We start from the raw sequence: 25753 nt of genomic DNA, 5'->3' as shown, positions 1-25753 counted from the left end.
CACCCGTGCATCTCCCTCACCAGCGCGGCCCGTTGCACGACCTCCCGGACACCCCGGAGGCGTACGACGCCGTCCTCGCCGACGTCGTCGAGCAGGCCCTGCGGCGGATCACGCCGGAAGGCGGTCTCGAACACCCCGACTGCGTCGACGACATCGGCGACACCTCCCTCGGCATCACCTCGCTCCTCGCGCTCGCCTGGCAGCGCGGCAAGGACCCGAGGCTGCCGGAGGCGGTCCGCCGCAGCCTCGCCTTCCATCTGCGCGAGCGGGTCTACCGCGAGGACAACCCCGGCTACCCCAACCTGAGGGTCCGCGACTCGCGGCTGCCGTACGCCCGTTACACGCTGGCGGCCGGCGCGCATCCGATCGGCGACTGGCCGAGCACGGTGTGGGCGCTGCTCCAGGCCGTGAACGTCCTCGACAGCGCGGACGGCCTGGTCGACGACGGCCCGCGCGCGGAGCTGCTGGAGGTGGCGCGCGGCTACTGGCGCTGGCTCACCGAGGCGACCTTCTTCAACCCGCAGGAGGCGGGCAACCAGGCCATCGGCTGTGTGGTGGGCGGGCTGATGCTGGCCCGCCACCTGTCGCCGGCGGAGGCCGGACCGGTCCGCGCGCGGGCGCTGGCGCTCTACACCGACGAGATCCGCGCCCACCGGGTCCGCGACCGGGGCGCCCTGCTGCCCCCCGAGCACGGCGGCGCCTACGACAACAACTACGGCCCGATCTCCCTGTCCTTCCTCGCCCAGGCCCACCGGGTCAGCGGCGAGGAGGTCTTCGCCGAGGACGGCGACGCGCTCGCCCGCTACATCGACGCCCGGCTCACCGGCGGCGGCTTCGACAACGGCGGCCCCCGCTACAGCGAACAGCACTCCGCCTTCGAGTCCGTCCTCGGCCTGCGCTACTTCGGCCGCCGCATCGGCTCCGACCTCGGCCGCTACCGGGGCGACAGCCGCTGGGAGCGCCACGCGTGCAAGGCGGACGGCGGGGTCGACGGCCACTTCGCGTGGATGCTGGTCTGGCAGATCCAGGACGACACCCCCTGGCAGCGCACGCCCTCGGAGTCCTTCAAGCGCCACCAACTGCGCGCCGGCACGGTCTCCGTGGCCTTCGACGACCGGATGACCCCCTCGCTGATCGAGGCGGGCGGCAGCTACCTCCTGCCCGCCGCCGTCGGCCGCCAGCACGGCTTCGGGCCCGTGACCGACGGCTTCCTGCTCTGCCGCCCCATGGGCGAGGTCCGCGTCCGCGACGCGCGCGCCGGCGGGCTCACCGCCAAGCTGGTCACCAAGCCGGTCGTCGGCCGCGACCACGTCCTGCGGTACGTGCGCTCCCTGTACGTCACCGACGGCGCGACCCTGTGGACGACGGTCGCCGTGGAGCGCCTCGACGGCGACCCGTACCTGCTGGCCGGCCTGCCGTACGCCGAGGACGACGGCGACCGGGTACGGCGCACCGCTCACACGGAGGCCGCCTCCGCCGGCGCCCTGCGCCTGACGCACCCCGAGACCCAGGGCCCCGACCGCTTCGACGCCCGCGCCGAACTCACCCAGGAACAGGCCGCGTTCGCCCTCGCCGCCGACCCCCGCGGCTATGGCGACCCCGACGAGGGATGGAAGCACCTGATCGCCTCCTCCGCCCTGGAGGCGGGCCCGGTCCCCGACGCCCCGGACGACCTGCACGTCTTCGCCGTGCGCTACGGCTCGCCCGACCCGCTCACGGTGACGGTCGAGCGGGGCGAGGACGGGATCACCGTACGGACATCCCGCTTCACCGCCGTCCTCGGCCCCGACGACGCCCACGGCGAACCGGAGCTGACCCTGCGCCCGTCCTGACCGCCCCGTCCGAGACGGACGGGCAGCCCCGACTCAGACGGGCAGCCCCAGCAGCCCCCAGCCCCGGCGCGCCGCCTCGGCGACCACGACGGCCCACTCCCGCAGGAGCGCGGCGAAGGCGTCGAAGTCCGGGATCCAGCCGCCGGGGCGCGCCGCGTGCCGGTCGTAGGCGACGCGGAGTCCCTCCAGCAGGGGCTCCGCCCGGGCCCAGCAGCCGGCCGTCACGGGCAGCAGCGCGGGCGGACAGGCGAGCAGCGGACGCGGCCACCAGGGCTCGGGGTCCGACGGGAAGAGCCCCGCCGCCGGCGGCTCGTCGCTCTCCAGGAGCAGGGGGGAGAGGAAACCGTCCAGGGCCTCCCGCAGCGCGGGAGCGGCGTACGCCCGCGCGGCGTCCCAGCCCTCGGCCGCCCAGAAGTGCGGCTTGTACGAACCGGTGGTGCCGTGGAACTCGTAACGGCCGCACCAGGGCACCTTCGGCGAGGCGGGGAACACCCAGCCCGCTCGGGGCTCCGCCTCCCATGCGGCGTCCTCCGGGCAGGCCGCCTCGTGCAGCGCACGGAGCCGCTCAGCCGGCGGCGTCCGCGCCAACCGCCCCCAGTCCACCGCCAGCACAGTCATGTCCAGTCCCATCCGGCGAGCCTAGGCGGACCACCAGATCCGCCCGCTCCCGTGTCGCCGCCACCAGCTCCGCGTTGCGCCGGTCCGGGCCGAGCACCCAGGACAGCGCCTCCTCGGGGCCCTTGCCGAACTCCTCGTGCCGGGCGACCAGCCGGCGGATCCGCTCCTCCTCGTCCGTCTCGCAGAACCACACCTCGTCCAGCGCCGCCCGCACCCGCGCCCACGCGCCCGTGCCCAGCAGGAGGTAGTTGCCCTCCGTCACGATCAGCCGCGCGGCCGGCGGCACCGGGACCGCGCCCGCGAGCGGCTGCTCCAGCACCCGTTCGAAACCGGGCGCGTACACGACGTCCTCGCCGCCCGCCTCCTCCCGCAGCCGCCGCAGCAGCGTCGCGTACCCGGCCGCGTCGAACGTGTCGGGCGCGCCCTTGCGGTCACGCCGCCCGAGCCGGTCCAGCTCGGCGTCGGCGAGATGGAAGCCGTCCATCGGGACGTGCGCCGCCCACGGCTCGCCGGCGCCGTTCAGCTCCCGCACCAGGCGCTCGGCGAGGGTCGTCTTGCCCGCGCCGGGGCTGCCGGCGATGCCGAGGAACGCGCGGTCGCCGCCCCGGACCAGCCGACGGGCGCGCGTCAGCAGTTCGTCGAAAGTGAGCACACAGCAGAGTGTCGCAGTCTCCTGGTAGGAGACCCGGAGGGGGAGAGGAGGAGTACGTGCCCGAGGACGAGAAGCTGATCCGCGCCCTGATCACCCGCTGGGCCGACGCCGTGCACCGCGGTGACATCTCCGCCGTCCTCGCCGACCACGCCGAGGACCTGGCGCTGTACTACGTCACCCCGCCCCATGAGGGCATCCGGGGGCTCGCCGCCTACCGGGTGCTCTGGCCGCCGTTCTTCGCCTGGCAGGCGCTGGGCGCGCTGTTCGAGATCGACTCCCTGGACGTCGTCGCCGGCGCGGACGTCGCCTACGCCCACGCCCTGGTGCGCTGCGGCACCCCCGAGGAGCTCGCCGAGCGGCCCGCGCTGCGGCTGCGCCTGACGTTCGGCCTGCGCAAGGAGAACGGCCGCTGGGTCGTCGCACACGAGCACCACTCGTTCCCCCACGACTGAGGCGCCCCGCGGCGGGCCGATGTGGCGCGCGCCACATCGATGGCGGCCCCGTGCGGGGGAACGGGGACCTGTATGACGACGACGCTGGGACTCCCGGACACCATCCAGGCCTGCCTGTTCGACCTCGACGGGGTCGTCACCAAGACGGCCGTGGTGCACGCCGCCGCCTGGAAGGAGGCCTTCGACGCGTTCCTGCGCGAACGCGACGGCGCGGACTTCCGGCCGTTCGACCCGTCCCACGACTACGCCGAGTACGTCGACGGACGCCCCCGCGCCGACGGCGTCCGCACCTTCCTCACCTCACGCGGCATCACCCTGCCCGAGGGCGGGCCCGACGATCCGCCGGACGCGGACACCGTCCACGGCCTCGGCAACCGCAAGAACGACCTGCTGCTGGAGAAGATCCGCACCCAGGGCGTCGAGCCCTACGCCGGCACCCTGCGCTACCTCGCGGCCGTCCGCGCCCGCGGCCTGCGCACGGCGATCGTCTCCTCCAGCGCCAACACCCGCGACGTGCTGCGCTCGATCGACGCCGAGAACCTGTTCGAGGTGCGGATCGACGGCGTCGTCGCCGCCGAACGCGCCCTGCCGGGCAAGCCGCGCCCCGACACCTTCCTCGCCGCCGCACGCGACCTCGGCGTCGAACCGTCCCGCGCAGCCGTCTTCGAGGACGCGCTCGCCGGCATGGACGCCGGCCGCTCCGGGCACTTCGGATACGTCGTCGGCGTCGACCGGACGGGGCAGACCGACGCCCTGTACGCGCACGGAGCCGACATCGTCGTCAAGGACCTGGCCGACCTGGCCGACCTGGGGGGAAACGAGTGATCACCGACCGCTCCTACGCCGTCGATCCGTGGTGCGTCCGCGAGACCGACCTCAAACTCGACGTCCTCGCCCAGAGCGAGTCCGTGTTCGCCCTGTCCAACGGGCACGTCGGCTGGCGCGGCAACCTCGACGAGGGCGAACCGCACGGCCTGCCCGGCACCTACCTCAACGGCGTCCATGAACTGCACCCGCTGCCCTACGCCGAGGCCGGCTACGGCTACCCGGAGTCCGGGCAGACCGTCATCAACGTCACCAACGGCAAGATCGTGCGGCTCCTCGTCGACGACGAGCCCTTCGACCTGCGCTACGGTCGCCTCATCTCCCACGAACGCGTCCTCGACCTGCGCCGGGGCGTCCTGGAACGCACCTGCGAATGGACCTCGCCCGCCGGGTCGACCGTCCGGGTGCGCTCCACCCGGCTGGTCTCCCTCACCCAGCGGGCCGTCGCCGCCGTCGCCTACGAGGTGGAGGCCGTCGGCAGCCGCTCCCGGGTCGTCATCCAGTCGGAGCTGGTCACCAACGAGAGCCTGCCCGACCCGAACGGCGACCCGCGCGCCGCGAAGGCCCTGAAGTCGCCGCTGGAGCCCGAGGAGGACGTCGCCGTAGGCCACCGGCTGCGCCTGGTGCACCGCACCAAACGCAGCGGCCTGCGCGTCGCCGTGGCCGCCGACCACGACATCAGCGGCCCCGAACGCACCACCACCAGCAGCGAGAGCAACGTGGACGTGGCCCGGCTGACCGTCACCTCCGTGCTGGAGCCCGGCGAGACGCTCCGCGTCGAGAAACTCGTCGCGCACGGCTGGTCCGGCGTCCGCTCCCGGCCCGCCATGAGCGACCAGGTCGAGGCCGCCCTCGCCGCCGCCGGACACAGCGGCTGGCAGGGCCTCCTCGACGACCAGCGCGCCTACCTCGACGACTTCTGGGCCCGCGCCGACGTCGAGGTCGACGGCGACGAGAAGATCCAGCAGGCCGTCCGCTTCGCCCTCTTCCACGTCCTCCAGGCCGGCGCCCGCGCCGAGGGACGCGCCATCCCCGCCAAGGGCCTGACCGGCTCCGGCTACGACGGCCACGCCTTCTGGGACACCGAGACGTTCGTCCTGCCCCTGCTCACCTACACCGCGCCCGAATCCGTCGCCGAGGCGCTGCGCTGGCGGCAGAACACCCTGCCCGCCGCGCGCGAGCGCGCCACCCAACTCGGCCTGCGCGGGGCCGCGTTCCCCTGGCGCACCATCGAGGGCTCCGAGGGCTCCGCGTACTGGCCGGCCGGCACCGCGGCCTTCCACGTCAACGCCGACATAGCCGACGCCGTCGTCCGCTACGTCGCCGCGACCGGCGACGCCGGCTTCGAACGGGAGACCGGCGTCGAACTCCTCGTGGAGACCGCCCGCCTGTGGCGCTCCCTCGGCCACCACGACGCGCACGGCGTCTTCCACATCGACGGCGTCACCGGCCCCGACGAGTACAGCGCCGTCGCCGACGACAACACGTACACCAACCTCATGGCCCGCGCGAACCTCCTCGCCGCCGCGGACGTCGTCGAACGCCACCCGAAGGAGGCCGCCGGGCTCGGCGTCGACGAGGAGGAGAGCGCGACCTGGCGGGACGCCGCCGGCGCCGTGCACCTCCCCTACAACGACGAACTCGGCGTCCACGAGCAGCACGCCGGCTTCACCCGCTACCAGCGCTGGGACTTCGCCGGCACCCGCGCCGACCAGTACCCCCTGATGCTGCACTTCCCCTACTTCGACCTCTACCGCAAACAGGTCGTCAAGCAGGCGGACCTGGTGCTGGCCATGTACACCTGCGGCAGTCACTTCGACGAGGAGCAGGTCGCCCGCAACTTCGCCTACTACGAGCCGCTGACCGTCCGGGACTCCTCCCTGTCGGCGTGCGGCCAGGCCGTCGTCGCCGCGCAGGCGGGCCATCTCGGCCTCGCCTACGACTACACGGCCGAGGCCGCGCTCATGGACCTGGAGAACCTCCAGCAGAACACCCGCGACGGCCTGCACATCGCCTCCCTCGCCGGCACCTGGACGGCGCTGGTCGCCGGATTCGGCGGACTGCGCCGCGACGGCGAGACCCTGCGCTTCGCGCCCCGCCTGCCCGAGCAGTTCAGCCGCCTCGCCTTCTGCCTCCAGCTCCGGGGCCGCCGGCTGCGCGTGGAGGTAGGCCCCGACAAGGCCGCCTACACCCTGCTGTCCGGCGAACCGATGACGATCCACCACCACGGCAGCCCCCTGCACCTGAACGGCGACGGACCCGTGGTGCGCGCGGTGCCGCCGCAGCGCAGCCGGCCCGCCCCCGAACAGCCGCCGCACCGCAGCCCCGACGGCCGCTGACCGCCGGGCTGCTGCACCTGGCCGATCTCCACCCTGCGCGACCACCCGGACCGGGCTACTTTGACCGTGTTTCACGCGGTTCACCGGTTCTGTTTCACGCGGTTCACCGGTTCCTGTGCATGCGGTTCGCCGGTTCCCGCGCATCCGGAGACGAGGGGTGGAGATGGCCCACGGCACGAACGCCCTGCTGGCCGGACGGCGGCGCGGCGCACCGGCGACGGCGCCCGGCACGCCCTGGCGGGCGCGCGCCCTGTGGCCGGTCGCCGCCGTGGCCGCCGCCTTCGCCCTCGCCCAACTCCTCCTCGTCGGCCCGGGGCTGCGCCTCGGCTGGGACGAGACCGTCTACGTCAGCCAGGTCTCCGCCCAGGCCCCGCCCGCCTTCTTCAGCGCCCCGCGCGCCCGGGGCGTCTCCCTGCTGGTCGCGCCGGTCGCCTCCTGGTCCACCTCCACCGCACTGCTGCGCGTCTACCTCGCGCTGCTGTCGGGCCTCGGCCTGTACCTCGCCCTGCGGGCCTGGCGCGGACTCTTCCCGGCCCGCGTCCTCGCCCTCGCCGGCGCGCTCTTCGCCACCCTGTGGGTGACCCTCTTCTACGGCCCGGCGGCCATGCCCAACTACTGGGTCGCCCTCGGCGCACTCGGCTGCGCCGGCTGCCTCCTGCGGGCCCGCGCCGACCCCCGCGACCGCGCCGCCCTGTGGGGCGTGGCCGCCGGCGCGGCGCTCATGGTCTGGATGCGGCCCACCGACGCCGCGTGGATCGCGCCGCCGCTCCTCGCCCTCGCCCTCGCGGGCCGCCATCTGCGCCTCGCTCTCGTCCTCCTCGCGGGCCTGGCGACCGGCGCCGTCCAGTGGGTGATCGAGGCGTACCTCGGCCACGGCGGCCCCGCCCAGCGGCTGGCCCAGGGCTCCCGCATCCAGGGCGGGCTCGGCTGGAACCTCGCCGTCGACGACCAGCTGCGCGGCCTCATCGGCCGGGCCCTGTGCCGCCCGTGCACCGGCCCCCTGCCCAGCCCGGTCATCTGGGGCTGGTGGGTCCTGCTGCCGCTGCTCGCCGCCGTCGGCCTGACGGTCGCGGTCCGGGCCCGGCGGACCGCGCCCACGCTGCTCCCGCTCGTCTGCGCCACGACGGCCGCCGTGCCCTACCTGTTCCTGATCGGGTACGCGGCGCCCCGCTTCCTCCAGCCCGCCTACGCGCTCCTCGCGATCCCGGTCGCCGACGCCCTGTCCCACCTCGTCACCCGGCCGGCCGGCCGATGGCGACCCGTCGCCGCGACCGTCGTCGCCCTCGCCCTGACCGGCCATCTGGCGGTGCAGTACGTCGTCCTGGACCGCCTGGTCGCCCGCACCGCCGCCGACCGCGACGACTGGGCCCGCACGGCGGCCCACCTCCACCGGCTGGGCGTGCGCCCGCCCTGCCTGCTCACCGGCACCGAGGCCATCCCCGTCGCCTACTACGCCGGCTGCGCCTCGGCCGCCCCCAGCGGCAACAACGCCAACACCACCGAGGCCGGCATCCGGGCCACGGCCCGCCGCACCCCGACCGCGGCCCTCACCCCACCGGGCGAACCCCCGCCCGCCTACGCCCGCACCTGGACCCCGCACCGGTCGGCGGGCCTGGACTTCTACACCGCCCCACGGCCCCCGGGGGACGACGGCCCGGGATGAGACGGCCGTAGGGGAGCCGCACGGCACGCGCAGGCAGGGGCTGCGGGGCGGCGGGGGCGGCGGGCTCCGGGTCGGCGGTGGCGGTTCCGCCGGGTTCGGGTCAGCCGGTGAGGGGCGGGGAGCCGGTGAGGGGCGGGGAGTAGGGCCGACGGGGGTGCCGGGACGCCGTCAGAGATTCACGACCGTCTCGGTGACACCGCCCCGCCCGTCCGGTTCCACCCGGTACAGCCGCGCCCCCGGCGTCCGGGCGACCGTCCGCGTCGGGACGCCGTCCGTGAACAGCGCGCCGACCCCGTCGTCCAGCGCCCACCCGGCGGGCAGTTCGCCGGTCGCCACCGCCCGCCGGTAGGACGGACGGCGGCCCGGCTCACTGTCGTAGTGCGGGCACACCGAGCCGGGCAGCAGGCCCAGCCCGTCCGGCAGGAAGGTCAGCGGGCCGAACGAGTCCGTGTGCGAGCCCCGCGCCCAGCAGTTGGCCCCGGCGCTGATGCCGCACAGCAGCGTCCCGCGCCGGTACGCCTCGGCCAGCAGCTTGTCCACGCCATGGACTCGCCACACTGCCAGCAGGTTCGCCGTGTTGCCCCCGCCCACATAGACGACGTCCTGGGCGAGCAGAAAGGCGCGCAGTGACACGTCGTCCAACTCCCGCCGGAACAGGCGCAGTACGGACGGCTCGCAGTCCCGCGCGGCGAAGGCGGCGAGGAACCGGTCGGCATAGCCCTCGGCGTCGCCGCTCGCCGTCGGCACGAAGCAGACCTTCGGCCGCGGGCCACGCGCGTGAGCGAGCGCCCAGTCGTCGAGCACACCGTCCGCGTCGGTGGAGAAGCCGCCGCCGAGCAGGGCGATCCGACGCGAGCCGGACTCCGCGAACTCGCCCTGCTCGCCGGGGCCTTCGGGCGCGCGGGGCCCTTCGTCAGGACAGGGTTCTTCGCGCGCGCAGGGTTCTTCGTGCTCGTGGGGGAAGGGCATGCCCCATTCTCGCGCGCCACGCATCTCAGCTCCGCAGCCCCCACTCCTTGCGCCACCGCGTGATCTGCTGCACCGGCTCCCCGGTGTACGACCACGGCGTGCGGGTGGCGCGGCGGCCCAGCATCTCCAGCAGGGGCGCCGCCACGTCACCCGTTCCCGCCGAACAGGCCGCGTGCGTGAGGTAGTTGAAGTCGCGCAACTCGCCGGGGACGATGTCGCTCTCCTTACGGCCCGTGATCCAGCGCTCCCACGTGCGGCGCACGTCGCCGACCGCGCCGTCGTGCGCCCAGTGCTGCCCGAGCCGTACCGCCGTCGACCGGTCCTGCGCCGAGTCGAGGGCGTGGCGGTACTCCTCGACCCGCGCGTACTGCACCAGCACCGGCAGCGCGCAGCCCGGCGGGGCCACTCCGGCCGCGTCCCGCGCGAAGTCGTACATCAGGCCGTGCGAGCCGTGCCAGCGCGCCGAGTAGTAGTGCAGCACCTGGAGGTGGCCCTCCGTGCTGTACGGGTCCCGCTGGTGCAACTCGTCCCACCAGCGCGCCAGTTCCGCGCGCCGCACCCCCGCCGTGTACAGCCGCGCCACCGAGATCAGCGAGATCCACGGCGTCGGATCGTCCAAGTAGGCCTCGCTGGCCGCCAGACAGGCCAGCACCGCCGTGTCGACGCGCTGCTGGTCGATGGGCACGCCCCGGCCGGCGGCGATGGCCAGGGTGAAGGCGCGGGCGGTCTCGGTGGCCGCCCGCAGCACCAGCGCGTCGGCGCTGCGCGGCTCCGCCGCCAGCCAGGCCTCCACGGTCGAACTGCCCGTGCAGGCCTGGGCCAGCTGCCGTACCCGGTGCCCGCGGGCGAGCCAGTCGGGGCCGGTCGCGCGCAGCAGGTCGCGCAGGCCCTGCCAGCGGCCGATCACGATGTCGTGCCGGGTGGAGGAGAGGGCCGCGTCCCCGCAGTCGGGGTCGAAGTCGGGAGCGAAACGGTCTCGCGCCATCGGGTCCCCCTCTAGAAGTCGGTGGGAAGGCCCTCGTGGGCGGCGGAGTGCGCGGGCGCGGGACCTCCCGGCACATAGTCGGCGGTGACCGTCCGCGAGGCGTCCAGCCGGGCCGGACGGTAGTACTCGCTGCCCTTGCGCCAGTACCAGAGCATCGGCACCAGCCCGATCGCCAGCCCGCCGAGGCCGATCGCGATCGCCGAGGTGCTGAGCTCGCCGAGCGCCTCCACGAAGACCCAGAACATGAACAGCGCGCCGCACAGCGGCCACAGCCCGCCGAAGAGGAAGTCGGCCGGCGACTTCAGCAGCATCTTGCGGTAGGCGACGACGGCGGCGAGCCCCGCGAGCCCGTAGTAGACGGCGATCTGGAGGCCGATCGCCGAGATCGCGTCGGCGAGGATGTCGCCCACCGAGCCGAGCGCGTTGGAGGCGACGAACATCACCAGCGCCACCGCGCCGACCACGGCGATCGCCACCCACGGCGTGTTCCACCGGTGGTGCACCCGGCCCAGCGCGGACGGCATCGTCCGGTCCCGGCCCATCGCGAACAGCGAGCGCGTCACCTGGATGAGGGTGGTCTCCAGGGTGGCGACGGTGGACAGCATCACGGCGACGATCAGCAGCTTGCCGCCCCAGCCCGGCCAGACCTCCTCACCGAGCACCGCCAGCACGTTCGCGCCGTTCTCCTCGATCTGCCGGGCGCTGAGGATGATGTTCACCGCGATGGTGAACACCTCGAACAGCAGGAAGACGATGCCCACCCCGATCAGGCCCGCGAGCCCGGTCGTGCGGCGGCTGTCGCGGGTCTCCTCGCTGAGGTTGCTGGTCACGTCCCAGCCCCAGTAGTAGAACGCCGCGACCAGCGCGCCCGAGGCGAAGCCGGACACCCCGTCGAAGTGGCTGAAGCCGAGCCACGACCAGTCGAAGACCCGGGCGGTGTCGGAGTGGAGGAAGGCCAGCACCGCGAACAGCGCCAGGATCGCCAGCTCCACGCCCGACATGATGAGCTGCGCCCGCACGGTCAGCCGGGCGCCGCCCAGCACCACGCCCAGCATGATCAGGAACCAGACGGCGCCCACGACGGTCGACAGCGCCGTGTTCTCGGCGAGGCCCTCGTCGAACAGGGAGAGCGTCATCGACCCGGCGGGCAGCGACCCCGCCACCATGAAGATCGTCGCCGACATCACCAGCGCCCAGCCGCTGACGAAGCCGAGGAAGGGGTGGAGCGTGCGGCCCACCCAGGAGTAGCTGGCGCCGGCGTTGACGTCGATCCTGCTCAGATAGCTGAACGCCAGCGCGATGCCCAGCATGGGTATCGCGCAGTACAGCAGGGCTGCCGGACCGGCCACGCCCACCGCGCCGGCGAGGACCGCGGTGGTGGCGGCGATCGAGTAGGCGGGGGCGCTGCCGGCGACCGCCATCACCACCGTGTCGAACGTGCCGAGGACATTCGATTGCAGCCCTCTGCTGCTGTTGCTCATGGTCGCGCTGCTTTCCGTCGTGCACACCGTCGGCCCGGGGGTGAGCCGGGCCGACGCCGTAGAAGGGGAGTGGGGGATGGTGCTCCGCCGCGGACCGCAAGGGATGGCCTGGGGACGTGGACAGGGAAAGGCTCCCGGTGGATACCGCCCACCTTGTGTTGGGGGACGGTCACACCGAGTGTGCGAGTGATGATAGCCCCAACGGTTGAGCTTTCAAGATTGAACGGGTGGGTAATCTCCGCCGGCCGTGAAGGGAGGCTGCCGGGGTTGGGGCCCGTGCGGCCGGGATACCCGGACGACGCACGAGACGACACCAGCCCCAGGGAGGCACCCGCCATGGGTACGGAGCCCGAGACCACCGCCGACGACGCCTACCAGCCCACCGGCACCAACGAGGAGCAGGCAGACGCCGCGCCGCTCGACCTCCAGGACGCGCTCGACGAACGCACCTACGACGACACCCTGGACGAGGGCTACTCGCCACCGGAGAGGCCGCTCGGCGTCACCAAGTACGGCACCACGGCGGCCGAACAGCACGAGGGCGAGACCCTGGACCAGCGTCTCGCGCAGGAGGTCCCGGACGTCTCCGAGCCCCTCGGCGACGGCGTCGGCGACCTGCCGAGCGGCGAGGGCGAGCCGGTCGACCCGGAGGCCGGCGACGCCCGCGCCGGCCGGCTGGTCGCCCCTGACGAGGGTGCGCACTCCGCCGCCACCAAGGAGGAGGTCGCCGAGGACGTCGGCATCGACGGCGGCGCGGCGGGCGCGGAGGAGGCGGCCGTCCACGTCGTGGAGGACCGCGACCTGCCGTAGGCGCCGCGGCTCGGAGCGCGCCGCGGGCGCGGTCCGGCAAGTCCCCGATCCGGCAAGTCCCCGGTCCGGTCCGGCTGTCAGTCCCCGATGTGGTCCAACTGGCGCAGCCGGTTGGTCGCGTCGAGGGCGGCTACCTTGTAGGACTCCGCGAGCGTCGGGTAGTTGAACACCGCGTCGACGAGGTAGTCGACCGTGCCGCCCAGCCCCATCACGGACTGCCCGATATGGATCAGCTCGGTCGCGCCGGCGCCGAAGCAGTGCACGCCGAGCAGTGTGCGGTCCCCGGGGGAGACCAGCAGCTTGAGCATGCCGTGCGCGTCGCCGAGGATCTGCCCCCGGGCCAGCTCGCGGTAGCGGGCGATGCCCACCTCGAACGGCACGCAGTCCTCGGTGAGTTGGTCCTCCGTCCGGCCGACGAAGCTGATCTCCGGGATGGTGTAGATGCCGATGGGCTGGAGCCGGTGCATCCGCCCGACCGGCTCCCCGAAGGCGTGGTAGGCGGCGGCGCGGCCCTGCTCCATCGACGTCGCGGCCAGCGCGGGGAAGCCGATGACGTCGCCGACGGCGTAGATGTGCGGCACCTCGGTGCGGTAGTGCTCGTCCACGGCTATCCGCCCGCGCCGGTCCGCCGCGAGCCCCGCCCGCTCCAGGTCCAGGCCGTCGGTCAGCCCCTGCCGGCCCGCCGAGTACATCACCGCGTCCGCGGGGATCTTCTTGCCGCTCTCCAGCACCGTCAGCGTGCCCCGCGGATGCCGCTCCACGGCGGCCACGGTCTCCCCGAACCGGAAGGTGACGGCGAGGTCCCGCAGGTGGTACTTGAGCGATTCGACGACCTCGACGTCGCACATGTCGAGCATCCCGGCCCGCTTCTCCACCACCGTCACCTTGCTGCCGAGCGCGGCGAACATGCTGGCGTACTCCATGCCGATCACGCCGGCGCCGACGATGACCATGGACCGGGGGACCCGCTCGATCGTCAGCACGTTGTCGGAGTCGAGGATCGTCCGCCCGTCGAACTCCACGCTCTCCGGCCGCGCGGGCCGGGTGCCCGTCGCGATCACGATGTGCTCGGCGCTGATCAGCCGCTCTTGTCCGCCGGCCTCCTGGAGGGAGACGGTGTGCTCGTCGACGAACCGGCCGGTGCCGGAGAACAGGGCGACGTGGTTGCGGGACAACTGGCTGCGGATGACGTCGACTTCACGCCCGACCACGTGCTGGGTGCGGGCGGTGAGATCGGCGACGGTGATGTCCTCCTTCAGGCGGTAGCTCTGTCCGTAGAGGTCGCGCTGGGTGAGACCGGTGAGGTACAGCACGGCCTCGCGCAGGGTCTTGGAGGGGATGGTGCCGGTGTGGAGGGAGACCCCGCCGAGCATGTCGGGGCGGTCGACGACGGCGGCGCGGTGGCCGAGTTTGGCGGCGGCGATGGCGGCCTTCTGGCCGCCCGGACCGGATCCGAGGACGAGCATGTCGAAGTCGGGCATCCTCCGGAGTCTGACAGGCCGAAGCCCCCCGACGAAAGGCCGAACCACCGACATCCCGCACCGAGAACGTCGTCGACCGACCGATCGCGGGGCGGGCCCCGCCCGGCTCAGGGCAGCAGCTTCTCGATCGCGTCGGGCCCCTCCTCGTCGAGCTTGCGGCGGGCCCATTCCAGGTTGCGGGGGGTGAGGTCGCGGCCCGCGGCGAGGACCATGTCCTCCGGGGACACCTCGGTGCCGGTGCGTGTGTGCAGCAGGGCGTCAGGGGTGACGCGGTCGGAGGACGGCCGGGAGGCGCCGGGCTGTGGGGTCGACATGATGTGTGCTCCTCGGTCCGGAGGGCTGCTTCGGGCCCGTGCGGTCATCGCGTCCACAGCGGGTCCACTAACACCATTCATCGCGGGAGCGCAGCCTGCATCCGGAGGCGGGTCCGGAGGCGGGTCCGGAGGCGGGTCCGGAGGTGGTACGGCGGGTGTTTCGGCACGGGGGAAGCGCTTTACGTAGTCAGGTGGTGACCTAGGGTGAGCTGGTGGCACTCCCGTCGCCGGGAGGGGCTCACGAGATCAACGGGCAGCCGCGTTCCGGCCATTGACAGGTTTGCGGATCCCGTGCTGGTGCATCCGGAAGTCATAGACGCATTCGCACGCACATGGGAGGAACCGTGGGCATCATCGCCTGGATCCTGATAGGCCTGCTCGCCGGCGCCATCGCCAAGCTGCTGCTGCCCGGGAAGGACCCGGGCGGCATCATCGTCACCATGCTCATCGGGGTCGCCGGCGGTCTGCTCGGCGGCTGGCTCGGCAAGGTGATCTTCGGCGTCGACTCGATCGACGGGTTCTTCGACCTGTCCACCTGGATCGCCGCCATCGTCGGCTCGCTCATCCTGCTCATCCTCTACCGGGCCGTCACCGGCAACCGACGCTCGCACCGGCACGCCTGAGCGTCGAGCCGCACCGGCACGCCTGAACGACATGCCTGAACGACACGCGGCATCGGCCGTACGTCACCGCCCGCTCAGCCCGCGTCGCCGCCCAGCAGGGCCTCGGCCTCGGCGAGCACCTCGGTGACCCGCAGGCCGAACGCGGCGTCGCAGGCGTGCGGACGCCCCTCACGGGCCGCGGCGCACAACGCGTCCGCGGCCCGGCCGAGCGCCGTCCCCGCGTCCGCCGCGCTCTCCGGCAGCCGCGCGACCCCCGCCGCGCCCCGCAGCTCCACGGCCGAGCCCGACGCCTCGGGCGGAGCCGTCAGACTCAGCGTCAGGGTGCTGGATGCCCCGCCGGAGTGGTCCAGGACCACCTGCACGGTGTCGCCCGGCCCTCGTACCGCGGCCGCCACCCGACGCACCTCGCCGAGCACCGGCAGCAGCACCGACAACGCGTGCGGACCCACGTCCCACAGCGCGCCCTTCTCCCGGCGCCACGGCGTGGCGAACGGATGGCCGTCCCCCGTGAACACCGCGCCCAGCCACTGCGCGTGAGCCGTGAACCACCCCTGCGCCGCCGCCTGTTCGGCGATCCAGGCCTCCGGCTCGGGCAGGAACCGGGTGGTGAAGAAGACCACCGACGCGACCCCCGCCTCCCGCACGGCCCGCTCCAGCGCCCGCGCCCCCGGCACCGTCGTGGCGACGGGCTTGTCGAGCAGCAGGTGCCGTCCCGCCCCGGCGGCCCGCACCGCCAGCTCCGCCTGCACGTCCGGCGGCAGCGCCACCGCCACCGCCTCGACCTCCGCGAGCAGCGCGTCGACGTCGTCGTAGGCGCGGATGTCGTGCCGGTCGGCGAGTTCCTTCGCCGCGTCGGGGCGGCGGCCCCACACGCCGGCGAACTCCAGGCCGTCGTGCGCGGCCAGGACGGGGGCGTGCACCATGTGCGCCCAGGGGCCGGTGCCGAGCAGACCGATGCGCATCTCGCTGACTCTCCCTGCTGCCGGTCGACGGGACGGCCGACCCCGTGGAAACGGCGCAGGCCGTGTGCGAGCCTCGCACACGGCCTGCGCCGTCGGGTACCCCGGGGTTGCGTCCGGGCCGCCGGTCGGACGGCCCTCAGGCCGCCCGCGGCTCCGGCCGGACCTCCCGGGCCGGCCCGTCCACGGCCGGTTCCCGGACCTCGTTCTCGCCCTCGGCCCCGCCCTCGTTCCCGCCCCGGACCAGACGCAGATGCCGCTTGCGCGCGGCGTGCCGGCGCTTGGCCGGGGCGGGGACGGGGGCGGCGGAGGCCAGTGAGTGGAGATGGTCCTCCACGCGGTCCATGACCGCGAGCAGCACGGACAGGAGCGGCAGCAGCAGTACGGCGACCCACAGCACGGGACTCTCCTCGTCAGACGACGGAGACCGGGTGCCTCGAATCGGCTCGCTGATGCCTGCGAATCTGCTTACGCCGAGGATTCCAACAAGGCGTCCGCGTGGGCGAGTCCGCTCTCGACGGAGATCTCGCGCACCGTCTGCGGCGTCCGCACCGTGGCGAACGCGACCCCGCCGCCGTCCTCTTGGCGCAGACAGCCGTACACGCCGGGCCGCGGCAGGCTGTTGTACGCCCAGGGCGCGGAGAAGTAGTAGGCGCCGGTGTCGTGCAGCACGACCCAGTCGCCCTCGGCGAGTTCGGGCAGCGGGCGTTCGTGCGCGACGACGTCCCCGGCGAAGCAGAGCGGCCCGGCGACGTCGTGCGGCAGCACCGGCCCCTCCTTGGGCGTGCCGTCGGGGCCGTACGCGCTCACCCGCACCGGCCAGGCCTCCGGCATGAAGACGGTACGGGTGGCGACCTGCGCGCCCGCGTGGGTGACGGCGACGCGCCGCCCGCCCGCGTCCTTCACGTACTCCACGCGCGCGGCGAGGAAGCCGTTCTTGGCGAGCAGGGAGCGGCCGAACTCGGTGACCAGCCGGTAGCGGCCGTCCAGCAGGGCCGGCTCGGCGGCGGTGAGCGCGGCGACGTACGCGGCGTAGGTCGGGGTGACGCAGTCGTCGGCGAAGTTCACCGGCAGCCCGCCGCCCAGGTCGAGACTGGTGATCCGGCGGTGGCCGACGCGGTCGTCGATCTCCTCGGCCAGGCGGTGCAGCGTCGCGAGTCCCCGGGCGATCAGGGGCAGGGGGCAGCCCTGCGAGCCGACGTGCGCGTGCAGCCGGGTGAGCCAGGGCCGCCGTACGAACGCCTCGACGACCCGTTCGCGGGCGCCCGGGTCGCGCAGGGCCACGCCGAACTTGGAGTGCGCCGTCGCCGTGCTCATCGCCCCGATGGCGCCCGCGCCGACCTGCGGATTGACCCGCAGCCCGACGACGGAGGCGGAGCCGGTCGGGCGCAGCTCGTCGATACGGTCGAGTTCGGCCAGGTTGTCGGCGTTCAGCGCGACGCCCAGCGCCAGGGCCTCGCGGATCTCCTCGCGGGTCTTGGCCGGCGAGTCCAGCACGATCCGCGCCGGCGGGAACCCCGCGTCCAGCGCGAGCCGCAGCTCACCGGGGCTCGCCACCTCGCAGCCCATGCCCGCGTCGGCGAGCAGCCGCAGCACCGGGACCAGGGCGCAGGCCTTCGCCGCGAAGGTGTGCAGCACGTCCGGGACCTCCCCGAACGCCTCGTGCAGTCCGTCGACGCTGTCCCGCACGCCCTGCACGTCGACGAAACCGGCGAGCGGCCGGTCGGCGCCGAGCAGCCCGTCGGCGACGGCCTGGCGGACGGCGGCGGCGATGCCGGCGGCTTTCGCGGTCGGGCCGGCTGCGGGCGTCGAGGCCGGTGCGGTTGCCGCTGTCGTCGTCGTGGTCCTCGAGGTCGTTCGGGTGGTGGTCTCGGTGGGGAGTGACACGTCCCGGTCTCCTTCGCTGGAGTGCGTCAGGGCGCCGCCGGGGCGGGCGGTATCTCCAGCTTCGCCCCTGCGCGGGCCCCGCGTCTTTGGCCGTCCGTCCAAAGACAACCGGAACCTTCGTGTCCGCGCACAAACCGCCGCCGACGGCTCCCGGTCTGCGGGCCGTCAGTCGGGCGGGGGAGCGGCTGCCAGCCGCGCCGCCAGGGTCAGCAGCAGCCGCGCGTCCGGATCGTCCAGGTCCACGCCGTGCCGCTCCCGCACCCGGCCGAGCCGGTACCGCAGCGTGTTCGGGTGCACGACGAGCCGACGGGCCGCCGCCGCGACGTCGCCGCCCGCGTCGAGGTACGCCGCCAGGGTCCGCACCAGCTCCCCGCCGCCCGCCAGGTCCGCGCGGATCAGCTCGTGCACCGGGCCGCCGCCGGACGCCCACACCGGCCGCACCGCGTCCAGGATCCGCAGCACCTCCACCGACGCGCCCGCCCCGGCGGCGTCCGCGTACCGCGCCGGCCGGGGCGCTCCCGCCGCCGCGGCCCGCGCCTCCCGCTCCCGCAGCGCCCGCACGACGAGCACGGCCCGCTCGTACGACTCCGCCGCCCGCTCCGGCGTCGCCACCGGACCGACGCCCAGCCACACGGGGGCGCAGTCCGGCAACGACGACACCGCCGCGTCGAGTTCCCGTACGACGGCCAGGACGGCGGCCTCGTGATCGGCGGCCGACGCGTCCCCCGTCAGCAGCAGCGAGAGCCGGTCGCCGTCGCGCAGCACCCCGGTGCCGGGGCGGTGCGCGGCGAGCTCCAGCACCAGGACCTCCAGGGCGCGGTCGTCGGCCCGCCGGGCCGACCGCGCCGACTCCCGCTCGGCCACCACCGCCGCGCACGGCGCGTCCGGGGACAGCCCCAGCGACCAGGCGTGCGTACGGCGGTCCCCGAGGCCGTGCAGCAGCCCGCGCAGGGCGGTCTCCCGGCGGTGCGCCGTACCGCTCTCGCGCAGTCGCTCCCGTACCAGGAGCGGGGCGGCGAGGCCGGCGGCCGTGCGCAGGTGGCGGGCGGCGTCCGGGGCGAGGGCCGCGCCGTCCGCGGCGGCCCAGATCGACCCGAGCACCTCCCGCCCGCTGCGGACGGCCACCACCAGCCGCTCGGGGATGTCGCCGTCGGCGGGGCGGTGCAGGACGTCCGGCGAGGTCCACAGGGCGCGCAGCAGACCGCTGCGGCGCAGCTCCGCGACCCGCCAGTCCGGCACCCGGCCGCCCAGGATCACGGCGCGCCGCAGCGGGTCGGCACCGGGGCCGGTGGCGGAGTGCGCCAGCACGCGCAACTGCGTGTCCTCGATCGTGATCGACCCCTGCACATACGCGGCCACCCGCGCGGCCAGCACCGCGAGCGACGGGATCGTCTCCGGGCCGGGCGGCACGCCCTCGCCGTCCCCGGCGTCGTCGAGCCCGGCCCGCGCGTAGGAGAGGGCCGACCGGAGCAGCCCGGCGACCTCGGCCCAGCCGACGTCGCCCACCCGGGCGAGGAGGGCGACGCCGGCCTCGCGGGCGGCGGCCAGGGTCTCGGCGCTCGGCGTCGTGTCGCCCAGGACGACGGCGCACGCCCCGCGCCGTGCCGCCTCGCGCACGGTGCCGGCGTCCGACGCCGCGCCCACGGCCAGCAGCAGGGTGCCGCGTCGGCCGGGAGCCAGGTCGTCCATGCCGACGGCGATCCGGTGCACCTCGGCGTCCCGCGAGGGCGCGCACAGGAGACGGAGGGCGTTGCCGTCCTCGAACGCGAGCAGGGCGCGGAGGGTGGTGGGCGCGCGGTTCGGGGGCTCCTCGGTGGGCGAGGGATCGCCGCCGTTGGTGGGCGAGGGGTCCTCGGTGGTGGAGGGGTCGTCGGTGGGCGAGGGCTCATTGGTGGGCGAGGGCTCGTCGGGGGCTGTTGCGTTCACCGGTCTGCTCTCCCGCTGTCGGCGGCGGCGCGACTCGCCGTCGTCTGGTCGCGGTCGAGGATAGGGACCGTTCGCTTCCGTCTGCCGGAAGGCCGGTGACATCGCCGGTCCCCGCCCCGGCCGGTCGCCCCGACAGTGGCACCTCCAGCGCGTCAACGGGCCCGCCCCGCCGGGCGGCCCGCCACGGCAGAGAGGACGACTCGTCGTGCAGCACACGGACTCCCCCCGTCAGCGCAAGGCCCCCGCCCCTCAGCGCAAGGCCCCCACGCGTGCCGCCCACCGCACACCGCACGGTTCCCGCCGCTTCGCCGGCGTGGCGGCGGCGATCGCCGCCGTCGTCGGCCTCACCACCCTCACCGGCCCCGGAGCGCATGCCGCCGACAACCCCTACGAGCGCGGCCCTGCGCCCACCACCGCCAGCATCGAGGCGGCACGCGGCCCGTACGCCGTCTCGCAGACCTCCGTCTCCCGGCTCACCGTCACCGGCTTCGGCGGCGGCACGATCTACTACCCGACCAGCACCGCCGACGGCACCTTCGGAGCCGTCGCCATCTCACCCGGCTACACCGGAACCCAGTCCTCCATCGCCTGGCTGGGGCCGCGGCTGGCCTCCCAGGGCTTCGTCGTCTTCACCATCGACACGAACAGCACACTGGACCAACCCGCCTCCCGAGGAAGCCAGTTGCTCGCCGCCCTGGACCACCTCACCCGGTCGAGCACCGTCCGGGACCGCGTCGACGCCGCCCGGCTCGGCGTCATGGGCCACTCGATGGGCGGCGGCGGCAGCCTCGAAGCCGCCAAGACGCGCCCCGCGCTCCAGGCGGCGATCCCGCTGACCCCGTGGAACCTCGACAAGACGTGGCCGGAGCTCAGCACGCCCACCCTGATCGTCGGGGCCGACGGCGACAGCGTCGCGCCGGTCTCCAGCCACGCCGAGCCGTTCTACACCTCCCTCCCGGCCTCGCTGGACCGGGCCTATCTGGAGCTGAACGGGGCCACCCACTTCACGCCGAACACGTCGGACACCACGATCGCGAAGTACAGCGTCTCGTGGCTGAAGCGGTTCATCGACGACGACACCCGCTACGAGCAGTTCCTCTGCCCGCTGCCACGGCCGAGCCTGACGATCGAGGAGTACCGGGGCAACTGCCCGCACGGCTCCTGAACCCGAACAGCACATAGGAGGGCGGCGGTTGACGCTTGACGGGTCGAACCGCCGTCCGCCGCTGTGCCCGTGCACGGCACGGACCGCGCGTCGTTGGGCGACCGCACACACCGCACGGCCTCCCGAACCCGCGAACTCACAGGTGACGGACGGAAAGCGCTCGCACAGCCGCGTGGACGCACGGCTTCCGCCCCACGTGACGGGTGCCTACCGTCCCGAGAATGACCGGACAGACGAACGTGGGCGGCGTACGGCTCGTGACCGGCGAACCAGGCTGCGGCCGCACGTGGTTCCTCGACAGGGCGGCCCGCGCGTTCACCGCCGGGCCCGTGGTGCGCGTACGGGCCGACCCGGCGCGGTCGGCCGTGCCCGGCGGCGGACTGCGCACGCTGCTGCGCGCATTGGACGGGGTTGCGGGGCGCGAGCACTCGGCGCGGGCCGCCGCCTCGGCGGGCGCACTGGTGGACGCGCTGCGCGCCGCCGCGCCCCTGCTGGTGTGCGTGGACGACGCCCACCTGTGGGACGCGGTGAGCCGCGCCGCGCTGGGCCGCGCCGCCGCCCGCCTGCGGGACGCACCGGACGTGGCCCTGCTTCTCACCGTCCCCGAACACCGGTTTCCCACACCGGAGTTCGCCGGGCTCCCGACGCTCCGCCTGGACCCGCTGTCCCCGACGGACGCGGCGGCCCTGCTGGAGCGGGTGACCGGCGGCGCGATCGACGCCGGCGTCCGGGACGACGTCGTGGACGCGGCGGAGGGCAACCCGGCGCTCCTGCTGGCCGTCGTACGGCGGCTGTCGCCCGCCCAGTTACGGGGTGAGCGCCCCTTGCCGCGCCCGCCGGCCGACGGCGAGGTGCTCAGGGACGTGGTCGGCGGCCACCTGACCGGCCCGACGACGCCCGAGCAGGACGACGTCCTGCTCACGGTCGCCGCCGCGGTCCGGGACGCCGGGGAGGAAGGGGTCGAGCCGGGACTCGTCCTCCGCGCGGTGGAACGCCTGCGCGGCGACGGGCCCGGATCCGCACGGTGTTCCGAGCCGCCGCCGGAACTGCTCGCCGTGGTCGACGGAAAGGCCCGTTTCCGCAGCGAGTTGCTGCGCCGGGCGCTGTACGCGGGGGCGTCGGACGAACGGCGGCGAGCCGCGCACCGGGCGCTGGCGCGGACGCTGGCGGAAACCGAGGGCGGCTCGCTCCGCGCACTGCTGCACCACGCATGGTCCACCGACGGCTCCGCCTGGCCGTCGAACACGCCCGCGCACGCCCGGAGTTCACCCGCGCACGACCGGAGTTCACCCCCGCACGCCCGGAGTTCACCCGCGCACGACCTGGCGTCCGAACTGTGCGCTGCCGCAGCCGACTCGGCCGCCCCGCGCACCCTGCGCTGCGCCGCCCTCACCCGCGCCGCCGAGTTGACCGGCGACGGCCCGCGGCGGGCCGAGCGCTACACCGCCGCCGCCGAACAGGCCCTCCTCGGCGGGCGCGCGCACCGGGCGCTGCGGCTGCTCGACGCCGCCCGGACCGGCACCGCGCCCGCCGCCCTGCGAGGCCGCGCCGAACTGCTGCGCGGGACGACCGTGTTGTACGACGGCCCGGTCGATGAAGCCCAGGCCGCACTGCTGTTCGCCGCCTCCCTGCTGACCGTCGACGCACCCGGAGCGGCGCACACCGCCACCCTCGCCGCCTTTGACGCGGCATGGGCGGCGGGCGACCCCACGGCCTGCCTGAGAGCACTCGAACGACCCGAGGAGATGTCTCGGAACACCGCCATCGGCGACTACCGCCGAGGCCTGCGGGCCCTGCTCGAAGGGGACTTCGTCCGGGCCGCCGAGTCGCTGCGGCGGGTCGTGGAGTGCGTCGAAGAGGTGGACGAGCCGGAGGCGGGGCTGCGGGCGGCGGGAGCCGCGCTGATGCTGGGGGACCTCGTCGCCGCCCGTCGGGCCGGCGCCCGTGCGCTCGTCGCCGCCCGCGCGGGGGACGCCGTCACCGTCGTCCCCCGCGCCCGGGAGTACCTCGCCTATGTCGAACTCCGCGCCGGACGCCACGCCTTGGCCCGTACACACGCCGAGGAAGGGCTGCGCGCCGCGCTGCGGGCCGGTCAGCGGAACACCGCCGCCCACCATCACGCCGTACTGGCGCTGGCCGCGTCGATCGAGGGGGACGCCCGCCTCGTGGACGGGCACGTGGCCGCCGCGCTGTCGACGGCCCGGCGGCACGGCCTCGCGCAGACCGCGACCCTGGCGGAGTGGGCGGCGGCCCGCGCCGACCTGGGGCGTGGCCGCCCGCGTGAGGCCGCCGCCAGGCTCGGGCCGCTGGTGCGGCCGGGCCCGCGCCGGGGCCACTTCGCGGTGTGGACGCTCGCCGTGCCCTGCTTCGTGGAGGCCGCGGTGGCGGCCGGCCGGGCAGACGGCCCCCGGAAGGCCGTCGACGAGGTCACCCGGGAGGTCGTCGACGAGTTCGCCCGGTGGGCCGCCTTCGGGGCCGACCCGCAGGCCCCCGCCCAACTCCTGCGCTGCCAGGCTCTGCTGGCCCCGCCCGAGCGGACCGACGCGCTCTACCGGCAGGCGCTCGACCTCCACGACACCGTCGGCGGCGACTTCGAACGGGCCCGCACGGAACTCCTCCACGGCAAGTGGCTGCGCCGGGGCCGACGGCTGCGCGAGGCCCGCGAACGGCTCGCCGCCGCCCTCGTCGGCTTCGAGCGCTGCGGCGCCCGCGCCTGGACCGAGCAGACCCGCGCCGAACTGCGCGCCAACGGGGTGGCCGCGGACCCGCCGCACGACGGTGACGGCGCGCGGGGCGCGCACGGCATGGACGGCGCCCTCACCCCGCAGCAGCTGCGCATCGCCCGCCGCGTCGCCGAGGGCGCGACCAACCGGGAGGTGGCCCTCGCCCTGTCCGTGAGCACCCGCACCGTCGACTACCACCTGAGGAAGGTCTTCGCGGCCCTCGGCGTGCGCTCCCGCGTCGAGCTCGCGCGCCTGGTGGAACAGGCCCGCCTGGGCGGACGAGCGGAAAAGAGCGGTGCACACCTCTAGGGACCGACCGGACGGTATGTCATCCTTCGGGGCAGGACGAGCCAGCCGGCAGGGGACCGCGCGGACTCCACGGCCGACCCGGCGCCGCAGGAGCGCCGCGCGGGAACCGCCGGGACACCGACCCCGGGGGAGGACCGCGATGCACCACGCCCTACGGCCCCGAACCACGTTGCGCCCCGCGCCGGCCGGCCCGGCCCCACGGCCGCGCCCGCTGCGCGTCCGGTCGCTGATCGACGCCGACGCCCTGCGCGTCCTGCACCGCTCCGCACGGGTGCTGCTGGACGATCTGCCCGACCTCACCGACCGGCTCGTGGCCGCCCTCCAGGAACTGGAACCCGCCTACCGGGTGGCCGTGGAGAACGACCTGGGCGCCACCTGGCAGGAGGTTCACCGCTCGCTGCGGCACAGTGTGTCCTCGCTGCTCGACCCGCGCGGCCACCGCGACGCGGCCCGCCGCTGCTCCTGGCGGATCGGCGCCTGCCGCGCCGAACAGGGCCTCCCGCTGGACGCCCTCCTGCACGCCTTCCGCCTCGGCGGCTCACTGGTCTGGCAGGGCTTGGTCGAGGAGACCTCACGCAGCGCCCCCGAGGACGTGCGCCTCCTCGTGCACGTCGCCTCCGACGTGTGGAACTTCGTCGACGAGCACTGCACCCTCGTCGCCGACGCCTACCGCCAGACCGAACGGCAGCTCGCCTGGCGGCGCGAGAACCGGCTGCGGCTGCTCGCCACCGCCCTCCTCGACGGCGCCAGCCGCATCGCCGACCTGCCGGAGACCGCGCAGGCGCTGGACCTTCCCGAGCAGGGCCGTTACGTCGTCGTGGCGGTCGCCGGCGGCACCCCGGCCGCGGCCGCCGCCGCCCGCGCCGCCGCGGCACGCGGGCGTCGCGCGCACTGGCATTCGGGGGCCGACGTGGACTACGGCATCGTCCTCCTCGCCGGTGCCGGTGCCGGTATCGATGCCGGTGCCGACGCCGATGCCGCCCTCGCTGTCGACGCCTGCGCCGATGCCGACGTGTACACCACAACCGTCGCCCACGCCGGCCCCACCGCTACCGCCACGCCCACAGCCACCACCTGCGCCGACGTCGACGCCGGCCCCGTTCGCGACGGCGTCGCCCCCGGCCACACCTCCTCTTCCACCGTCCGCGTCGGCGTCAGCACCGCCGTGTCAGGGCTGGCCGCCGTGGGCGACGCCCGCCGCCTCGCGGACACCGCCCTGCGCATGTGCCCCCCGACCGGCGGCACGGTCCGCCTCACCGAGCACCTCCCCGCCGCCCTGGTCGTCTCCTCGCCCGAACTGGCCGACGCCCTCGCCGAGCGCGTCCTCGGTCCGCTGCGCGCCCTCGAACCCGCCGACGCGGCCGTCCTGTTGGACACCCTCGCCACCTGGCTGGCGTGCGACGGCTCCGCGCAGCGCGCGGGGGAGCGCCTGTACTGCCATCGCAACACCGTCCTCAACCGCCTCCGCCGCTACGAACAGCTGACGGGCCGCTCCTTGTCCCGCCCGGCCGACGTGGTGGAGATCAGCCTCGCCCTGACGGCACGACTCGCCCTCTGACCAGCGCACGCCGTCCCGCACCACCCCGTCGCGCCGTAGGGGTGCTTGCACTATGCCCGTCCGGGGCGCGCGGCCTGGCACCGCACCTCGCCGCGTTGCCGATACACCACGTGGCTCCTCCCCCACTCTCGGCTTCGCTCGAGCGGGGGGACCCCCATCGCGGGCGCTCCGGCGCCTTGCGA

General features: G+C 74.8%; 21 protein-coding genes. 10 read left to right on the top strand and 11 right to left on the bottom strand.

Annotated features, from left to right (window positions below):
- The first annotated feature begins 5 nt into the window (after positions 1-5).
- Positions 6-1832 (top strand): hypothetical protein, encoded by a 1827-nt coding sequence (locus ACFYX4_RS16005; RefSeq protein ID WP_389332286.1) that lies wholly within the window; start codon positions 6-8, stop codon positions 1830-1832.
- 33 nt (positions 1833-1865) lie between these two features.
- Here the strand turns inward: ACFYX4_RS16005 and ACFYX4_RS16000 are convergent, their stop codons facing one another.
- Both ACFYX4_RS16000 and ACFYX4_RS15995 read right to left on the bottom strand, forming a co-directional pair.
- On the bottom strand, positions 1866-2462 hold the full coding sequence (locus ACFYX4_RS16000) for a hypothetical protein (protein WP_389332283.1): 597 nt from the start codon (positions 2460-2462) through the stop codon (positions 1866-1868).
- Positions 2398-3102 (bottom strand): nucleoside/nucleotide kinase family protein, encoded by a 705-nt coding sequence (locus ACFYX4_RS15995; RefSeq protein ID WP_389332281.1) that lies wholly within the window; start codon positions 3100-3102, stop codon positions 2398-2400. The genes ACFYX4_RS16000 and ACFYX4_RS15995 overlap by 65 nt, the downstream gene beginning before the upstream one ends.
- A 56-nt stretch (positions 3103-3158) precedes the next feature.
- On the opposite strand from ACFYX4_RS15995, the gene ACFYX4_RS15990 reads away from it, so the two are divergent.
- The 4 genes from ACFYX4_RS15990 to ACFYX4_RS15975 all read left to right on the top strand — a co-directional run bounded on the left by ACFYX4_RS15990 (position 3159) and on the right by ACFYX4_RS15975 (position 8381).
- Positions 3159-3554: a YybH family protein gene (locus tag ACFYX4_RS15990; RefSeq protein WP_389332278.1), complete on the top strand. Its 396-nt coding sequence runs from the start codon at positions 3159-3161 to the stop codon at positions 3552-3554.
- Between the two features lie 72 nt (positions 3555-3626).
- On the top strand, positions 3627-4379 hold the full coding sequence (locus ACFYX4_RS15985; protein WP_389332275.1) for an HAD family hydrolase: 753 nt from the start codon (positions 3627-3629) through the stop codon (positions 4377-4379).
- On the top strand, positions 4376-6718 hold the full coding sequence (locus ACFYX4_RS15980) for a glycoside hydrolase family 65 protein (RefSeq protein WP_389332272.1): 2343 nt from the start codon (positions 4376-4378) through the stop codon (positions 6716-6718). Before ACFYX4_RS15985 ends, ACFYX4_RS15980 begins: the two co-directional genes overlap by 4 nt.
- Before the next feature lie 163 nt (positions 6719-6881).
- Positions 6882-8381 (top strand): hypothetical protein, encoded by a 1500-nt coding sequence (locus tag ACFYX4_RS15975; RefSeq protein ID WP_389332269.1) that lies wholly within the window; start codon positions 6882-6884, stop codon positions 8379-8381.
- 168 nt (positions 8382-8549) lie between these two features.
- Here the strand turns inward: ACFYX4_RS15975 and ACFYX4_RS15970 are convergent, their stop codons facing one another.
- Genes ACFYX4_RS15970 through ACFYX4_RS15960 form a run of 3 tightly spaced genes read right to left on the bottom strand, consistent with a single transcriptional unit; the run spans position 8550 to position 11816 of the window.
- Positions 8550-9350, bottom strand: coding sequence for a Type 1 glutamine amidotransferase-like domain-containing protein (locus tag ACFYX4_RS15970; RefSeq protein ID WP_389332266.1), 801 nt, complete (start codon positions 9348-9350; stop codon positions 8550-8552).
- Between the two features lie 25 nt (positions 9351-9375).
- On the bottom strand, positions 9376-10335 hold the full coding sequence (locus ACFYX4_RS15965) for a hypothetical protein (RefSeq protein ID WP_389332263.1): 960 nt from the start codon (positions 10333-10335) through the stop codon (positions 9376-9378).
- Positions 10336-10346: 11 nt separating this feature from the next.
- Positions 10347-11816 (bottom strand): APC family permease, encoded by a 1470-nt coding sequence (locus ACFYX4_RS15960; RefSeq protein ID WP_389332260.1) that lies wholly within the window; start codon positions 11814-11816, stop codon positions 10347-10349.
- 336 nt (positions 11817-12152) lie between these two features.
- On the opposite strand from ACFYX4_RS15960, the gene ACFYX4_RS15955 reads away from it, so the two are divergent.
- Positions 12153-12626, top strand: coding sequence for a DUF5709 domain-containing protein (locus ACFYX4_RS15955; RefSeq protein WP_389332257.1), 474 nt, complete (start codon positions 12153-12155; stop codon positions 12624-12626).
- A 77-nt stretch (positions 12627-12703) separates the two neighbouring features.
- Here ACFYX4_RS15955 and sthA read toward each other — a convergent pair whose 3' ends face one another.
- Together sthA and ACFYX4_RS15945 are read right to left on the bottom strand one after the other, a co-directional pair.
- Positions 12704-14107: a Si-specific NAD(P)(+) transhydrogenase gene (gene sthA / locus ACFYX4_RS15950; RefSeq protein WP_389332254.1), complete on the bottom strand. Its 1404-nt coding sequence runs from the start codon at positions 14105-14107 to the stop codon at positions 12704-12706.
- Positions 14108-14214: 107 nt separating this feature from the next.
- Complete coding sequence (locus ACFYX4_RS15945; RefSeq protein ID WP_389332251.1) at positions 14215-14421, bottom strand: hypothetical protein; 207 nt, start codon at positions 14419-14421, stop codon at positions 14215-14217.
- A 344-nt stretch (positions 14422-14765) separates the two neighbouring features.
- Between ACFYX4_RS15945 and ACFYX4_RS15940 the strand changes: the two genes are divergently transcribed.
- On the top strand, positions 14766-15044 hold the full coding sequence (locus tag ACFYX4_RS15940; protein WP_389332248.1) for a GlsB/YeaQ/YmgE family stress response membrane protein: 279 nt from the start codon (positions 14766-14768) through the stop codon (positions 15042-15044).
- A 74-nt stretch (positions 15045-15118) separates the two neighbouring features.
- On the opposite strand, the gene ACFYX4_RS15935 is transcribed toward ACFYX4_RS15940, so the two are convergent.
- The 4 genes from ACFYX4_RS15935 to ACFYX4_RS15920 all read right to left on the bottom strand — a co-directional run bounded on the left by ACFYX4_RS15935 (position 15119) and on the right by ACFYX4_RS15920 (position 19663).
- Positions 15119-16006 carry a Gfo/Idh/MocA family protein gene (locus ACFYX4_RS15935; RefSeq protein ID WP_389332245.1) on the bottom strand — a complete coding sequence of 296 codons (888 nt, stop codon included), beginning with the start codon at positions 16004-16006 and terminating at the stop codon, positions 15119-15121.
- 136 nt (positions 16007-16142) lie between these two features.
- Entirely contained in the window at positions 16143-16403 is a 261-nt protein-coding gene (locus tag ACFYX4_RS15930) for a hypothetical protein (RefSeq protein ID WP_389332242.1), read from the bottom strand.
- A gap of 68 nt (positions 16404-16471) precedes the next feature.
- Positions 16472-17890 carry a diaminopimelate decarboxylase gene (locus ACFYX4_RS15925; RefSeq protein WP_389332239.1) on the bottom strand — a complete coding sequence of 473 codons (1419 nt, stop codon included), beginning with the start codon at positions 17888-17890 and terminating at the stop codon, positions 16472-16474.
- A 165-nt stretch (positions 17891-18055) separates the two neighbouring features.
- Positions 18056-19663 carry a PucR family transcriptional regulator gene (locus ACFYX4_RS15920; protein ID WP_389333015.1) on the bottom strand — a complete coding sequence of 536 codons (1608 nt, stop codon included), beginning with the start codon at positions 19661-19663 and terminating at the stop codon, positions 18056-18058.
- Positions 19664-20129: 466 nt separating this feature from the next.
- Between ACFYX4_RS15920 and ACFYX4_RS15915 the strand changes: the two genes are divergently transcribed.
- From ACFYX4_RS15915 to ACFYX4_RS15905, 3 genes are all read left to right on the top strand, one after another.
- Positions 20130-20981 carry an alpha/beta hydrolase gene (locus tag ACFYX4_RS15915; RefSeq protein ID WP_389333012.1) on the top strand — a complete coding sequence of 284 codons (852 nt, stop codon included), beginning with the start codon at positions 20130-20132 and terminating at the stop codon, positions 20979-20981.
- 221 nt (positions 20982-21202) lie between these two features.
- Positions 21203-24013, top strand: coding sequence for a LuxR C-terminal-related transcriptional regulator (locus tag ACFYX4_RS15910; protein ID WP_389332237.1), 2811 nt, complete (start codon positions 21203-21205; stop codon positions 24011-24013).
- 139 nt (positions 24014-24152) lie between these two features.
- Positions 24153-25571, top strand: a complete 1419-nt coding sequence (locus ACFYX4_RS15905) for a PucR family transcriptional regulator (RefSeq protein ID WP_389332234.1) — start codon at positions 24153-24155, stop codon at positions 25569-25571.
- The last annotated feature ends 182 nt before the right edge of the window (positions 25572-25753 follow it).

It is taken from the genome of Streptomyces sp. NPDC002328, assembly GCF_042890065.1.
GTDB lineage: Bacteria > Actinomycetota > Actinomycetes > Streptomycetales > Streptomycetaceae > Streptomyces.
Note: the sequence above shows the minus strand (reverse complement) of the source record. Positions and strands in the feature narration are given on the sequence as shown.

Coding starts and splice junctions, on each gene's coding strand:
- ACFYX4_RS15985 (WP_389332275.1), top strand. CDS start 3,627: ATGACGACGACGCTGGGACTCCCGGACACCATCCAGGCCTGCCTGTTC.
- ACFYX4_RS15945 (WP_389332251.1), bottom strand. CDS start 14,421: ATGTCGACCCCACAGCCCGGCGCCTCCCGGCCGTCCTCCGACCGCGTC.
- ACFYX4_RS16000 (WP_389332283.1), bottom strand. CDS start 2,462: ATGGGACTGGACATGACTGTGCTGGCGGTGGACTGGGGGCGGTTGGCG.
- ACFYX4_RS15970 (WP_389332266.1), bottom strand. CDS start 9,350: ATGCCCTTCCCCCACGAGCACGAAGAACCCTGCGCGCGCGAAGAACCC.
- ACFYX4_RS15975 (WP_389332269.1), top strand. CDS start 6,882: ATGGCCCACGGCACGAACGCCCTGCTGGCCGGACGGCGGCGCGGCGCA.
- sthA (WP_389332254.1), bottom strand. CDS start 14,107: ATGCCCGACTTCGACATGCTCGTCCTCGGATCCGGTCCGGGCGGCCAG.
- ACFYX4_RS15955 (WP_389332257.1), top strand. CDS start 12,153: ATGGGTACGGAGCCCGAGACCACCGCCGACGACGCCTACCAGCCCACC.
- ACFYX4_RS15935 (WP_389332245.1), bottom strand. CDS start 16,006: ATGCGCATCGGTCTGCTCGGCACCGGCCCCTGGGCGCACATGGTGCAC.
- ACFYX4_RS15905 (WP_389332234.1), top strand. CDS start 24,153: ATGCACCACGCCCTACGGCCCCGAACCACGTTGCGCCCCGCGCCGGCC.
- ACFYX4_RS15960 (WP_389332260.1), bottom strand. CDS start 11,816: ATGAGCAACAGCAGCAGAGGGCTGCAATCGAATGTCCTCGGCACGTTC.
- ACFYX4_RS15910 (WP_389332237.1), top strand. CDS start 21,203: ATGACCGGACAGACGAACGTGGGCGGCGTACGGCTCGTGACCGGCGAA.
- ACFYX4_RS15965 (WP_389332263.1), bottom strand. CDS start 10,335: ATGGCGCGAGACCGTTTCGCTCCCGACTTCGACCCCGACTGCGGGGAC.